The 13,364-nt window shown below is 60.1% G+C and carries 10 protein-coding genes; 6 read left to right on the plus strand and 4 right to left on the minus strand.

Going from position 1 to position 13,364, the window contains the following annotated elements; all coding sequences use genetic code 11:
* Positions 1–87 precede the first annotated feature (87 nt).
* Complete coding sequence (locus tag HUS57_RS02840; protein ID WP_173931423.1) at positions 88–339, minus strand: hypothetical protein; 252 nt, start codon at positions 337–339, stop codon at positions 88–90.
* Between the two features lie 258 nt (positions 340–597).
* Here HUS57_RS02840 and HUS57_RS02845 point away from each other — a divergent pair, with 258 nt between their 5' ends.
* Together HUS57_RS02845 and HUS57_RS02850 are read left to right on the plus strand one after the other, a co-directional pair.
* On the plus strand, positions 598–1,989 hold the full coding sequence (locus HUS57_RS02845; RefSeq protein WP_173931424.1) for an acetyl-CoA C-acetyltransferase: 1,392 nt from the start codon (positions 598–600) through the stop codon (positions 1,987–1,989).
* The gene (locus HUS57_RS02850) at positions 1,989–4,139 is read left to right on the plus strand and encodes a 3-hydroxyacyl-CoA dehydrogenase NAD-binding domain-containing protein (protein WP_173932243.1); all 2,151 of its coding nucleotides are present in this window, start codon (positions 1,989–1,991) and stop codon (positions 4,137–4,139) included. Before HUS57_RS02845 ends, HUS57_RS02850 begins: the two co-directional genes overlap by 1 nt.
* Positions 4,140–4,205: 66 nt before the next feature.
* Here the strand turns inward: HUS57_RS02850 and HUS57_RS02855 are convergent, their stop codons facing one another.
* Positions 4,206–5,057, minus strand: coding sequence for an SDR family oxidoreductase (locus HUS57_RS02855; RefSeq protein ID WP_173931425.1), 852 nt, complete (start codon positions 5,055–5,057; stop codon positions 4,206–4,208).
* A 117-nt stretch (positions 5,058–5,174) separates the two neighbouring features.
* Here HUS57_RS02855 and HUS57_RS02860 point away from each other — a divergent pair, with 117 nt between their 5' ends.
* Positions 5,175–5,357, plus strand: a complete 183-nt coding sequence (locus HUS57_RS02860; protein WP_173931426.1) for a DUF3008 family protein — start codon at positions 5,175–5,177, stop codon at positions 5,355–5,357.
* A gap of 254 nt (positions 5,358–5,611) precedes the next feature.
* A complete protein-coding gene (gene aspS, locus HUS57_RS02865) occupies positions 5,612–7,396 on the plus strand; it encodes an aspartate--tRNA ligase (protein WP_173931427.1) in 1,785 nt (594 codons plus the stop codon).
* 38 nt (positions 7,397–7,434) lie between these two features.
* Here aspS and HUS57_RS02870 read toward each other — a convergent pair whose 3' ends face one another.
* Complete coding sequence (locus HUS57_RS02870) at positions 7,435–8,631, minus strand: hypothetical protein (protein ID WP_173931428.1); 1,197 nt, start codon at positions 8,629–8,631, stop codon at positions 7,435–7,437.
* A 219-nt stretch (positions 8,632–8,850) separates the two neighbouring features.
* Between HUS57_RS02870 and parC the strand changes: the two genes are divergently transcribed.
* Positions 8,851–11,109 (plus strand): DNA topoisomerase IV subunit A, encoded by a 2,259-nt coding sequence (parC, locus tag HUS57_RS02875; protein WP_173931429.1) that lies wholly within the window; start codon positions 8,851–8,853, stop codon positions 11,107–11,109.
* A gap of 64 nt (positions 11,110–11,173) precedes the next feature.
* On the opposite strand, the gene HUS57_RS02880 is transcribed toward parC, so the two are convergent.
* Complete coding sequence (locus HUS57_RS02880; RefSeq protein WP_173931430.1) at positions 11,174–12,556, minus strand: DUF6600 domain-containing protein; 1,383 nt, start codon at positions 12,554–12,556, stop codon at positions 11,174–11,176.
* Positions 12,557–12,711: 155 nt separating this feature from the next.
* Between HUS57_RS02880 and HUS57_RS02885 the strand changes: the two genes are divergently transcribed.
* Complete coding sequence (locus HUS57_RS02885) at positions 12,712–13,194, plus strand: SRPBCC family protein (protein WP_173931431.1); 483 nt, start codon at positions 12,712–12,714, stop codon at positions 13,192–13,194.
* The last annotated feature ends 170 nt before the right edge of the window (positions 13,195–13,364 follow it).

Consider the following 13,364-nt stretch of genomic DNA (forward strand, 5'->3'; position numbering starts at 1 on the left):
CCGGCCGGCTTGGACTCTGCCGCTCGCATCTTCGCCACCGCTGCCATGCAGAAACAGGATACGGCGCCTTTACGCTAAAGAACGGCCTTACTTGCCGCTCCTGTTTCCTTTGCCGAGATCCGTGCGAGCGCGCTTGTCCTTATCCATTTTTTCAAAGCTTTCTATGATCTCGTCGGGCTCGCCCCGCATGCCGGGCTGACTTTGGCGCTCGTTGCGCACATTTTCCTGGTCATCCCCCTGAAGGCTGTTCCTTCCCATTCTGTCAGCGTCGAGATCTGATTCCCGCAGATCAGTCTGGCGATTAAGGTTGCGCGGCTGGGGTGTCTTTTCCGTAGGCATGTCACTCTCCTTCGATTTCACGAACGAAACGCCGGCCTGGGGAAGTTGTTCGCCAGCAATGCTGAATTATGCGCGCTCGCAAGCTGCGGCACCGGATTGAAAACAGCGGCCTTAAAGCGTCGGCAAGGATGGCGCGCTGTAGGAACGAAGCAGTGGCGGATGCGTTGCGCCAGACATCCCAGGGGCGGTGGGCAAGCCGTCCAAAGGTCGTTATTCTCCTGATGGCCTGCGGAATCTGACGGTTGAAGGGTGATCAGAATGACTGAAGCAGCCAAGCCGGTGTCGAGACCAGCCTCACGCCGTGGTGTTGGGCGTCGAACCAGTATCACCGCGGTGAAGCCCCGAACAAGCGCATCCTCCGCAGCACAGAAACGACCTGTTTATCTCGTGGATGGCGCGCGAACACCCTTCATCAGGGCGCGGGGAAAGCCCGGACCTTTCACACCGGTCGATCTTGCCGTTCAATGCGGGCGTCCTCTTCTGGCAAGACAGCCGATGGCACCGGAAGATTTCGACCTGGTCATCCTCGGCTGTGTCAACGTCATCGCGGATGAGATGAATCCCGCTCGGGTCGCCGCCCTGCGGCTCGGCATGGGTGAGGCGATGCGGGCCTTTACCGTTCAGATCAACTGCGGCTCAGGCATGCAGTCGATCGATACCGGTTTCCGCCTTATCGAAGGTGGCGAGGCGGAACTGATTCTGGCTGGTGGCTCAGAGGCGCTATCTCATGCGCCGCTCGTTCTGTCCCGGAAGGCCGCTGGCTGGTTCGGGCAATTCGCGACGGCCAGGACCGCTTGGGAAAGGGCTGCATCCCTCGGTGGCTTCCGGCCCGAAATGATAAAGCCGGTCATCGGGCTTGAGCGGGGACTTACCGATCCGCTGACGGATCTCAGCATGGGACAGACAGCAGAGATCATCGGTCATGCCTTCGGCATTACTCGCGAGCAGGCGGATGCTTATGCGCTCGAAAGCCACCAAAGGCTCGCCCGAGCTCAGAATGAAGGTCACCTGAAAGGGGAGGTCATTGCCTCGGTCACGCCCGATGGGAGGCTGTATGATCATGACGATGGGGTGCGCCCCGACACCTCCATGGACAAGCTCGCAAAGCTCAAGCCGGCCTTCGAGAAGCCGCATGGGCGCGTGACGCCAGGCAACTCCTCCCAGATTACCGACGGTGCAAGCTGGGTGATTCTCGCCTCCGAGGAGGCAGTGGAAAAATACGGCCTGCAGCCGATGGCGCGTATTGTCGACAGCGAGTGGGCCGCGCTCGATCCATCGGTCATGGGGCTTGGGCCGACGCTCTGCTGTACAGCGCTCATGAAGCGGCGCGGACTTGTCCGGGACGATATCGACTTGTGGGAGATCAATGAGGCTTTCTCGGCGCAGGTACTCGCGTGCCTGGCCGCATGGGAGGACGAGGAATATTGCAGCGAAATTCTCGGGCTTGACGCGCCCTTCGGGGCACTCGACCGCGAGCGGCTCAATGTCGATGGCGGGGCGATCAGCCTTGGCCACCCCGTCGGCGCCAGCGGCAACCGCATCGTGCTACATCTTGCAAACGCAATGCGCCGCCTCGGCCACAAGCAGGGCATGGCGACGGAATGTATCGGAGGGGGGCAGGGCGGCGCCATGCTGCTGGAGGTGGTGTGATGGAGGTATCAGGGAGAATCTGGCAAGTTCTGGAGCGCCGCAACATGGAGCTTGGGCCAGAAGGCGAACCTACGCGCGCACTCACTCATTGGCGCTATACGAGCGATGACGAAGGCATTGTCTGGCTTCTTCTCGACCGGGCAGGAGAAAGCGCCAATTCCATTTCCGAGGAGGTCCTCGATGAACTCCACACAGTTCTGGATGATTTGCGCAATTTGAGCGTTCGCGGCCTCGTTATCCGCTCCGCCAAGAAAAGCGGTTTCGCGGCCGGCGCGGATCTTCGCGATTTTCGCGGTATTGCGGACGCAGGGGAAGTCGAAAAGCGGATGCGCCGCGCCCACGAAATTGTGGATAGGCTGGCCAATCTGGCAATGCCTACAGTGGCCGTCATCCACGGCTATTGCCTTGGTGCTGGGTTTGAACTGGCGCTCGCCTGCAGGCACCGCATAGCCGTGCGCGGAGCAAGCTTCGGCTTTCCGGAAGTGCTTCTGGGTCTTCATCCAGGACTCGGTGGTACCTTCCGACTTACGTCCCTTATCGATCCCGTCGAAGCCATGACCATGATGCTGACGGGTCGGTCGGCACATACTGCAAAAGCGAAGGCACTGGGTATTGTTGACGATGTTGTGGAGGAACGGCACGTGGCGAACGCTGTGCGTGCGGCGATCGACAGGAAGCTGCGGCGTGGCGGAGGCGGGCTGAAAGCCGGCGTCCTTGCCCTTGGTCCCGCCCGCCGCATGGCTGCAAGCCGGATGCGGACAGAGGCGGAGAAAAGTGCCCCTAAGAAGCACTATCCCGCACCCTATCGCCTGATTGATCTGTGGGAGGAGCATGGTGGCGACGCACGGGCCATGCAGAAGGCAGAAATTCGCTCCTTTTCTCAACTTCTGGTCAGCCAGACAGCACAGAACCTCATCCGTGTCTTCTTCCTGCGCGAACAGCTTAAAGGACTTGGCAAGGGAAGGAGCGGGATTTCACGCGTGCATGTAATCGGTGCAGGTACGATGGGCGGCGATATTGCAGCCTGGTGCGCCGCACGCGGCCTTAGCGTCACCCTGACTGACCTTGACCCCAAGGCCCTTGCGCTGGCGGTGGGGCGTGCGTCTGCCTTTTATGCCAAGCGGCTTCACTCTAGTCTGGATAAGCGTGACGCGCTTGATCGTCTGATGCCCGATTTCGAGGGTGTCGGAGTAGAAAAGGCTGATCTCGTCATTGAGGCGGTGGCCGAGAAGGCGGAGGTCAAGCGGAGGGTCTACGAGGCCGTGGTGCCGCGCATGAAGCCGGATGCCATCCTGGCCACCAACACTTCCAGCATCCCGCTGGAGGTTCTGCGGGAAGGATTGCCGTTCCCGGGGCGCTTCCTTGGGCTGCACTTCTTCAATCCCGTGACGCGCATGGAGCTTGTGGAGATCGTCTCCCATGAGGGTGTGGCAGACGACACGCTCATGCGGGCGCGTGCCTTCTGCGGCGATATTTCCCGGCTGCCCCTGCCGGTCAGGAGCGCTCCGGGCTTCCTTGTCAATCGTGCGCTCACTCCGTATCTGGTGGAAGCCTTCACTCTCTTTGACGAAGGAATTCCCAAGGAGGAAATCGACCGCGCGGCTCGTGATTTTGGCATGCCCATGGGGCCTATCGAGCTTGCCGACCGCATCGGCCTCGATATCTGCCTTGAAGTGGCTCGTATGCTGAAGGAGCGCCTTTCCGATCCCATGCCGGATATTCCTCCCTGGCTTGTCCAGAAGGTGGAGTCAGGCGCAACCGGACGCAAGGCGGGTCGTGGTCTTTATGCCTATGACGAGAAGGGCAGACCCCGGAAGGAGGAGGTGAAGGTGTCGGAAGGGGCCGAGGCGCCGCGCGCCGATCCGGAGATGACCGACCGGCTCATACTTCCAATGCTCAACATTCTGGTTCGGCTCCTGCGCGAGAACATTGTGGAGGATCCGGAGCAGGCCGACGCGGCAATGATTTTCGGGACCGGCTTTGCGCCTTTCCGCGGAGGCCCGCTGCATTATGCGCGAAGCCGCGGCATCGATAACATCGTCAGCCGGCTGCGGGAATTGGAGAAGCGGCACGGAGCCCGTTTCGCGCCCGATGAGGGCTGGGAGGGGCTGAAGAGTTCAGACCATGTGCCCGTTGCTACCCTCCCGTAGAGCATTCCAGGAATTCCGGTAACGGTTTTCCTGAAGTTGCGGTAATGCAGGCGTTGCCGGGCCGCGTCAGCTTCCGACCAGGGTTCCTCCATTAGGGTGCAGGATCTGCCCTGTCATGTAGGAGGAATCCTCACATGCCAGGAAAAGCATGCATGGAGCCACTTCATTGGGTTGGCCGGGACGGCCGAGAGGCACGTTCTTGCCGAAATCTTCCACGCTCTCGGCGGGGAAGGAAGCCGGAATGAGCGGTGTCCAGATTGGCCCGGGCGCGACACCATTCACGCGGATGCCCTTTGCCGCCAGATTGCCCGAAAGCGCACGCACGAACGCAACGATTGCTCCCTTCGTGGTCGCATAATCCATCAGCACCTCCTGTCCCTTATAGGCGGTCACGGAAGTGGTGCATATGATTGACGCGCCCGCCTGCAGATGCGGCAGCGCCGCCCGTGTCATGTTGAAGACGCCAAAAATGTTGGTCTGATAGGTGCGGTGGAGCTGCTCATCGGAAATATCGGTAAGCTGCTCCTGATAGTGCTGCTCGGCCGCATTGTTAACGAGCACGTCGATTTTGCCGAAGCGCCAAATTACCTGCTCGATAAAAGTTTCGCACGTCTTCCGGTCGCCGACATCACCGGCCATTGACAGCGCTTCGCTGCCTTCCTCCTCCACCAGCCTTACCGTCTCGGCGGCGTCGCTTTCCTCATCTTTGTAGAGGAAGGCAACTTTCGCGCCCTCGCGCGCGAAAAGTACCGCCGTCGCCCTGCCGATACCGGAATCCGCCCCTGTGATGGCCGCCACCTTGCCTTCCAGCCGTCCGGAGCCTTTGTAGCGGGGCATGAAGTCCGGTCTGGGATGCATCTCATGCTCCTTGCCCGGCTGATGCTGCTGATGCTGTTTTGGAAGTGTCTCCTGGCTCATGGTTCACCTCATTATTCTTCCCGTCTCCGAACAGGAGGTAAGGCGGCAAGTTCCCGGGTGCCTGGAACTTTCGCGTGGCGAAGCGGATTTGCCATCAGATCGGCAAAGGAGATCGAGATGCCTGCCAAATCCAAGGCGCAGCAGAAAGCGGCGGGTGCTGCTCTTGCCGCCAAGCGGGGCGATATGCCGAAAGCCAAGCTCCGCGGCGCTTCGAAAGAAATGGAAAAATCCATGACAGAGAAGGAACTGGAGGAGCTTGCTGAAACCAAGCGGAAGAATCTGCCAAACAAGAAGAACTGACTGGACTTGCAGAATCCTGCCTGGGGGCGTTGATGAATAAGGGCAGGTTCCTGCCGGCACAGGCATTCCTTCCGTGCATTGCCTGGCCTAAAAGCCCGCTCGGGTTTGAGGCCAAGCGTCGATCGCTTTGATGCTTCACTCTCAAAGGCCTGTCCCGTACCTTGACAAAACCGGGCGCACATGCGCTTTTCCCGCCGATTTCGAAGGGCATCGGGCCCTTTGGCGGCGCCTTCAGGGATACGGAAGAGATATAGATGCATCGATACCGCAGCCACACCTGCGCACAGCTCAGAACCTCCGAGGTCGGACAGACAGTCAGGCTTTCCGGCTGGGTCCATCGTGTACGCGACCATGGGGGACTGCTCTTTATCGACCTGCGTGACCACTACGGCCTTACGCAGATCGTTGCGGACCCGAACTCGCCCTCTTTCAGCATTGCCGAAACGCTGCGCAGCGAGTGGGTTGTCCGTGTCGATGGCGAGGTGAAGGCCCGCACGCCCGAGACCATCAATCCGAATCTGCCCACAGGGGAGGTTGAGGTCTTCGCGCGCGAGATCGAGGTTCTATCTGAGGCGAAGGAGTTGCCGCTGCCGGTTTTCGGCGAGCCGGACTATCCGGAAGATATCCGCCTCAAATACCGCTTCCTCGATCTGCGCCGGGAGACGCTGCACAGGAACATCCTCGCGCGCACAAAAGTCATCGCGGATATGCGCCAGCGCATGGGGAAGGCGGGTTTCAGCGAATACTCGACCCCCATACTTACCGCTTCATCGCCGGAAGGAGCGCGGGACTTCCTTGTGCCGTCAAGGCTGCATTCGGGCAAGTTCTACGCCCTCCCGCAGGCGCCGCAGATCTACAAGCAACTGATCATGGTCTCTGGTTTCGACCGTTATTTCCAGATCGCGCCCTGTTTCCGCGACGAGGACCCACGCGCCGACCGGCTTCCGGGTGAGTTCTATCAGCTAGATGTCGAGATGAGCTTCGTTGAGCAAGAGGATGTGCTCTCCACTATGGAGCCCATCATCCGCGGTGTTTTCGAGACCTTCGCCGAGGGCAAGCCGGTAACGCAAGAACTTCTGCGCATCCCCTATGACGAGGCCATGCGCAAGTATGGCTCGGACAAGCCGGACCTGCGTAATCCGATCGTCATGGAGGACGTGTCCAAGCATTTTCGGGATTCCGGCTTCAAGGTCTTTGCCAATATCCTCGCGAATGACGAAAAGGCGGAAGTGTGGGCCATCCCGGCCAGGACTGGCGGCTCACGAGCCTTCTGTGATCGCATGAACTCGTGGGCACAAGGGGAGGGACAGCCGGGCCTTGGGTATATCTTCTGGCGCAAGGAGGGTGAGGGACTGGAAGGGGCAGGACCCATCGCCAGAAACCTCGGCCCAGAGCGCACGGAAGGAATTCGCACCCAACTCGGCCTTGATGACGGCGACGCCTGTTTCTTCGTCGCGGGCGATCCGAAGAAATTCGCAACCTTCGCAGGCGCAGCCCGCATACGTGCCGGCGAGGAACTGAACCTTGTTGACCGGGAGCGGTTCGAGCTTTGCTGGATCGTCGATTTTCCGTTCTACGAATGGAACGAGGACGAAAAGAAGATCGACTTCGGCCATAACCCCTTCACAATGCCGCAGGGCGGACTCGCAGCGCTCGAAGGCGAGGATCCGCTATCCATCAAGGCATATCAGTACGACCTCGTATGCAACGGGTTTGAGATCGCCTCGGGCGGTATTCGCAATCACCTGCCAGACGTGATGGTGAGGGCGTTCGAGATCGTTGGCTTTGACCGGCAGACAGTGGAAGAACGCTTCGGCGGTCTTTACCGCGCCTTCCAGTACGGCGCGCCGCCCCATGGCGGCATGGCAGCGGGCATCGACCGCATCGTCATGCTGCTGGTAGGCGCGAAAAATCTGCGGGAAGTCACCATGTTTCCGATGAACCAGCAGGCGGTGGATTTGCTAATGGGGGCTCCCTCGGAAGCCACACCCCAGCAGCTTCGCGAGCTGCATTTGCGGCTTGCGCCTGTAAAGGAATAGGCAGGAAGGCGCGGCAGTTCCGCCGCGCCGTTTCGCACTTACTGGTTCGCCCTGACCGCTAGGCCGATCTGCCTGACCAGAATCTCTGGCGAGCCCATCGCCGCCGCCATCAGCATGGCAAAAGGCACGGGATTTTCCGGGCGCGCGCTGATTTCGATGTTCTGCGGGTTCTCCAGAAACGTGCCGACCGCCTCGGCGATGTTTCCGGCAAGTTCCGTGCCGAGGAAAGGGGAAAGCTGGGGCGGGATTGCCGCCTGAGCCTGCGAGATGACATCCGACGGCGAGCTTCCCTGCTGTTCGGCTACGTGATTGAGAACCCTTTCCGTCGCGCTGTCGTCCGTGAAGCGAACTGTTGCGCCATGGAAGGTAAGCTGCTGCATGAGGCCAAGCATGGCCATGCCCTGCATCGAACTATCCTGGCCGCTTCCCTGCTGCTCCATGCTGCGCGCAGTTTCTTGGAGAACTCGCTCGAATTCGGGCGTGTAGCCCGCGAAATCGACCAGCACGGAGAGAGTACCGGCATCATCGATGATCGTGTCGAACCGAGAGACGGTCATGCGCCCGTCGGTGGGCTGCCAGCGTGCTTCTATGAAGAGGCTGCCGCTCAGCCTACCATAACCAAGCTCCTCCAGCGTGGCTGCGCCGCTACCGCTTTCCACCGTCCCGCCAAGATTGAAGGAAAAGGACTCCGCCGCCGCGGTGGCATCCACATAGCTCTCGTCCGGTGCAAACGAGAGTTCTCCATGGATATCCTCGATCACCACCAGCGGGCCCTCTTCATTGGCAAGGTCCATGCGGCCGATGCGGACCTGTTCGTAGCGCAACATGTTGCCGAAAGGTCCGGCTTCCACATCCTGCGGCAGTATGAGGCCGGACACCGCAATATCGCTCATCGAAGCGGAATCGCCGTCCTCTTCATGGCGCAACTCATCGATGGCGACCCTACCGATACGGAAGCTTCCATCCCCTTGCTCTGAAACGCTCTGAAGGACCAGTTCATCGAGCGCAAGGCTTTCTTCAATTGCAGCGCTGCGCAACCTCACGCCTTCGAGGATGACATCTCGGCCGTCCAGCGCTGCGCTGTCATAGCCAAGCTCTACCTCCTGCTTCTCGAGCACCGCCTTCAGTCGTTCGGCCACTTCCTCAGCCTCGAACGCAAAGGCGCTGGAAAGAGCGGTCGTAGCAAAAAGGCTGGCAAGCAAGACGGAGCGTGGACGAAACATATGGCAGTTCATAGATCAGTTCCTTGAAATGAAGCATTGACATGCGCAGTGACGCAGAATTTTTGCGGGAAGATGGCCGGTGGCATGGACGCTGTCAATTTGACAGTGTAATCCCGATGAAAGGAAGGTGAAGATCCCGGTGGACACTGGCGCAAAGTTCTGAAAAGAAGGTCGCCTTAACGGGACATATGGTCCCTTGCCGCGAATCACCTCCTCAGCTAACCCGAACTCATGGGAAAAGAGCTTCTTCCGCCGGACAATGGCGACGAGTCCGCGTCCCCCATCGACCTGAAGAAGGCGCTGGAGGAACGTTATCTCGCTTATGCGCTGTCCACCATCATGCATCGGGCATTGCCCGACGTACGCGATGGCCTGAAGCCGGTGCATCGGCGCATCCTGCACACGATGCGCCTCCTCAGGCTGAACCCGGACCAGAGCTTTGCCAAATGCGCGCGCATTGTCGGCGACGTGATGGGCAAGTTCCACCCGCACGGCGATCAGTCGATCTACGATGCGCTGGTGCGGCTCGCACAATCCTTCGCCATGCGGTATCCGCTGGTTGACGGGCAGGGCAACTTCGGCAATATCGACGGCGATAACGCGGCCGCGATGCGCTACACCGAAGCGCGCATGACGGAAGTGGCTGCCGAGCTCCTTTCCGGTATCACGGAAGATGCGGTCGACTTTCGACCGACCTATAATGAGGAGGATGAGGAACCCGTCGTCCTTCCGGGGGCGTTTCCAAATCTTCTTTGTAACGGCTCGTCCGGGATCGCGGTCGGTATGGCGACCTCCATTCCCCCGCATAACGCAGCGGAAGTTTGCGATGCGGCGCTTGCCCTCATCGACGATCCCGAGACGCCAGTGGAGCGCCTGCTGCATTTCGTGAAAGGGCCGGACTTTCCCACCGGCGGGATCATTGTCGAGAGCCCGGAAGCGATACGGGAGGCCTATGCAACTGGCCGCGGAGGCTTCCGGCTTCGCGCGCGATGGGAGAAGGAGGAGCAGGGTCGCGGCACATGGAATGCCGTGGTCACCGAAATTCCTTATGGTGTTCAGAAGTCGCGGCTGATCGAGAAAATCGCCGAGCTGATCCTTTCCCGCAGGCTTCCGCTTCTAGAGGACGTGCGCGACGAAAGCGCGGAGGATATCCGTATCGTTCTGGTACCCAAGAGCAGGACGGTGGAACCAGAGCTCCTGATGGAATCGCTGTTCCGCCTGACGGATCTTGAAACGCGCTTTCCTCTCAACATGAACGTACTGTCGCGGGGACGCGTGCCAAGCGTCCTCTCGCTGAAGCAGGTTCTTCGCGAATGGCTCGACCACCGCCGAGAGGTGCTGGTACGACGCTCCAAGCATCGTCTTGCGGAGATCGAGAAGCGGCTGGAAATTCTTGCCGGCTATCTCGTCGCATATCTCAACATTGACGAGGTGATCCGCATCATCCGGGAGGAGGACGAGCCCAAGCTCATCATGATGGAACGCTTCAACCTGACCGACAATCAGGTGGAAGCGATCCTCAATATGCGCTTGCGCGCATTGCGCAAGCTGGAAGAATTCGAGATCCGGCAGGAATACGAGAAGCTTTCGGAGGAGAAGACCCAAATTGAGGGCCTGCTTGCCTCCGAAGCAAAGCAGTGGAAGACCGTGCGCTGGGAGGTCGCGAAGGTCCGCCAGACCTTCGATCCGGATAAGAATCCCACCCTCGGGCGTCGGCGTACCACTTTTGGCCAGGCTCCAGCGCATGATCTGGAAGACGTGCAGCAGGCGATGATCGAGCGTGAGCCGATCACGGTTATTCTGTCGGAAAAAGGCTGGCTGCGCACCCTGAAGGGGCATTTGACCGATCTTTCGTCGCTGTCCTTCAAGGAAGGCGATGGGCTTAAGCTTTCCTTTCACGCACAGACAACGGACAAGATCCTGCTTTTCACTACCGGTGGGAAATTTTACACCCTTGCCGCTGACAAGTTGCCGGGCGGGCGTGGCCATGGTGAACCGGTGCGCATCATGGTGGACATGGAGAATGACCAGGCGGTGGTGACCGCCTTCGTGCACGATCCGGAGCGGAAGCTGCTGCTCGCCTCCCATGCCTGTAACGGCTTCATCGTAGCGGAGAAGGACGTCATCGCTAACACGCGCAAAGGCCGCCAGGTGATGAACGTCAAGTCGCCCGATGAGGCGCGGCTTTGTGTGCCAGTCAATGGGGATCACGTTGCTGTTGTCGGTGAGAACAGGAAGCTGCTTGTTTTCCCGCTTGCCCAGGTACCGGAGATGACACGTGGGAAGGGCGTGCGGCTGCAACGGTTCAAGGATGGTGGTATCCGCGATCTTAAGACCTTCACGCTCGCGGATGGCCTGACATGGCAGGATTCGGCCGAGCGGACCTTTACGCGCACCCGTGAAGAGCTTGCAGAGTGGATGGGCGATCGTGCCGCGGCGGGCCGCCTTGCCCCCAAGGGTTTCCCGAGATCCGGCAAGTTCGGAGGATAGTGACCTTCGGCGAACGTCCGGAAGTCAAGACCCGCCAGAGCATTCCGGCGGGTCTTTTCTATTATCAGCAGAGGCCCGCTTGCCGCGCCTCCGGGGCGCATTCGACAGGAGGCTGGTCGCCATCCGCCGGAACCTCGTCGGCTTCGGCAGGCACTTCCTCCGCCGGAGCGGCATCCGGTGCTGGCGCCTCTTCGGCGGGCGCCTCCTCGGGCGCTGCCTCAGCAGGCGGCTGTTCCGCAGGAGCTTCCTCAATCGGAGCTTCCTCAGCAGGTGCCTCGTCAGCCGGTAGCTCTTCGGCTGGAGCTTCCTCAGCGGGAGCTTCCTCAGCGGGAGCGGCTTCGGCTGGAGCTTCCTCAGCGGGAGCTTCCTCAGCGGGAGCCGCCTCGGCCGGAGCTTCCTCAGCAGGTGCTTCGTCAGCAGGTACTTCGTCGGCCGGCGCTTCCTCAGCAGGTGCTTCGTCAGCAGGTGCTTCGTCGGTCGGACCTTCCTCAGCAGGTGCCTCGTCAGCAGGTGCTTCGTCGGCTGGAGCTTCCTCAGCCGGTAGCTCTTCGGCTGGAGCTTCCTCAGCGGGCTGTCCTTCCGCCGGAACGTCATCGTCCGGCGGCTCTATAGCCTCGACCTCCTGGCCTTGCGTCGGGGCCTCGACTTCCGCCGCGTCCACGACCTCTGGCGGCGAAGCATCTTCTTCTGCGGCAATCTCGCCCGTGAAGACGACTGGGGTATCGCTCTCGCTCGCTTCCGCCGGGTCCTCGACCTCTTCCAGTTCGACGATGGTCACTTCTTCTTCAACATTTTCTTCGATGTAATCGATGTCGATGATGTTGTTGACCACGACGTTGTTCTGAACCACGACCGTCCCGAGAGGCTCTGTCCGCTCATAGATGACGGGGATTTCCTGCCGGTCCACAATCGCCACCGACAAGTCCGCGGCAGTGAAGCGCTGCACTGGCACAAAGACCCAGTAGCTTGGCGGCGGCGCGGTGGAAATCTCGATGCTGATCGCAAGACCTTCTTCCTCCGGCGGAAGAGGAGCCCAGCCGATATGGTCGCCGCCCCGCCTCCAGGCTACCCATGCCGGCGCCCAACGTGTTCCCGGTACCCAGAACCAGCCCAGGCGCCTGTCATAGGCCCAGCGCCCATAGTGATAAGCCGCCCAGGCGAATGGTTCATCGGAAGCGAAATACCAGCCATAGCGCTCGCTATAGACCCAGCGCCCGTTGGAGTAAGGCACCCAGCCAGCATCGACGACGGTGGGCACCCAGACATAATTGTAGCGCGGGTGGCTCACCCAGCTCCCATACGCGCCAAGTCTGTCGAAGAAGATGCTGGTGCTTACCCGCGCCGTTTGCGCGTGAACAGCTTGCGCGCCGGTGAGGCCAGGTATTTGGATGGCAAGGGGAGAGACGAGGAGTGCCGCCGCGGCGACACCAACGAGAAGTTTTTTCAACGCGGGATCCTCCTGGTTTTCTCATTGGCGCTCCAAACACCTCCTTCCTGCTTTTTGTTCCGGCTAAGAGTATGAGATGAAAAGTTCACGCTTGCTGTCGGAACGGGTCCGTAGCCCTCGTCCTTGAAGCGAAGAGAATCCAAAGGGAGCAGACGATGACTCTAAACCAGACCGCCACCCCCGCCGATGAGCGCGAGCTTGTACTTACGAGGGTCTTCGATGCCCCGCGAGAAAAGGTGTTTCATGCATGGACCAAACCTGAACTGCTCAAGCAATGGTTCGTGCCACGCCCGTGGACCATCGCCAATGTCGAGACAGACCTGCGGCCGGGCGGGAAATGCCTGATCGTCATGCTCGATCCTGACGGCAGGGAGTATCCCAATCCCGGGGTCTATCTGGAAGTGGTGAAAAACGAGAAGCTGGTCTTTACGGATGCATATACCGAGGCATGGAAGCCGTCTGAAAAGCCGTTCTTCACCTGCATAGTCACCTTTGAGGATGAGAACGGCAAGACGCGATACACCGCACGCGCACGTCACTGGCGTGCGGAAGACCGGGAGGCGCACGAAAAGATGGGATTCCACGAGGGTTGGAACAGATGTGCCGACCAACTGGCGGAGCTTCTTGAACGCATTTAGACGCACAACATATGCCAATGGCAGGAGAGCGCCAGATCGCGGACTTGGTTCCGTACTCCGCAAAAGTTGGCCGAACATAGTTGCGGCGAGAAAGAGGGACGTTCCGATGTAATGTTGACTCGAGTCGGCGCGGATTTCTGGACAGAGTCCGGCGCCGAGGCTAAAAGGCT

This window comes from Chelativorans sp. Marseille-P2723 (assembly GCF_902809845.1).
In the GTDB taxonomy this organism is placed as follows: Bacteria; Pseudomonadota; Alphaproteobacteria; order Rhizobiales; family Rhizobiaceae; genus Chelativorans.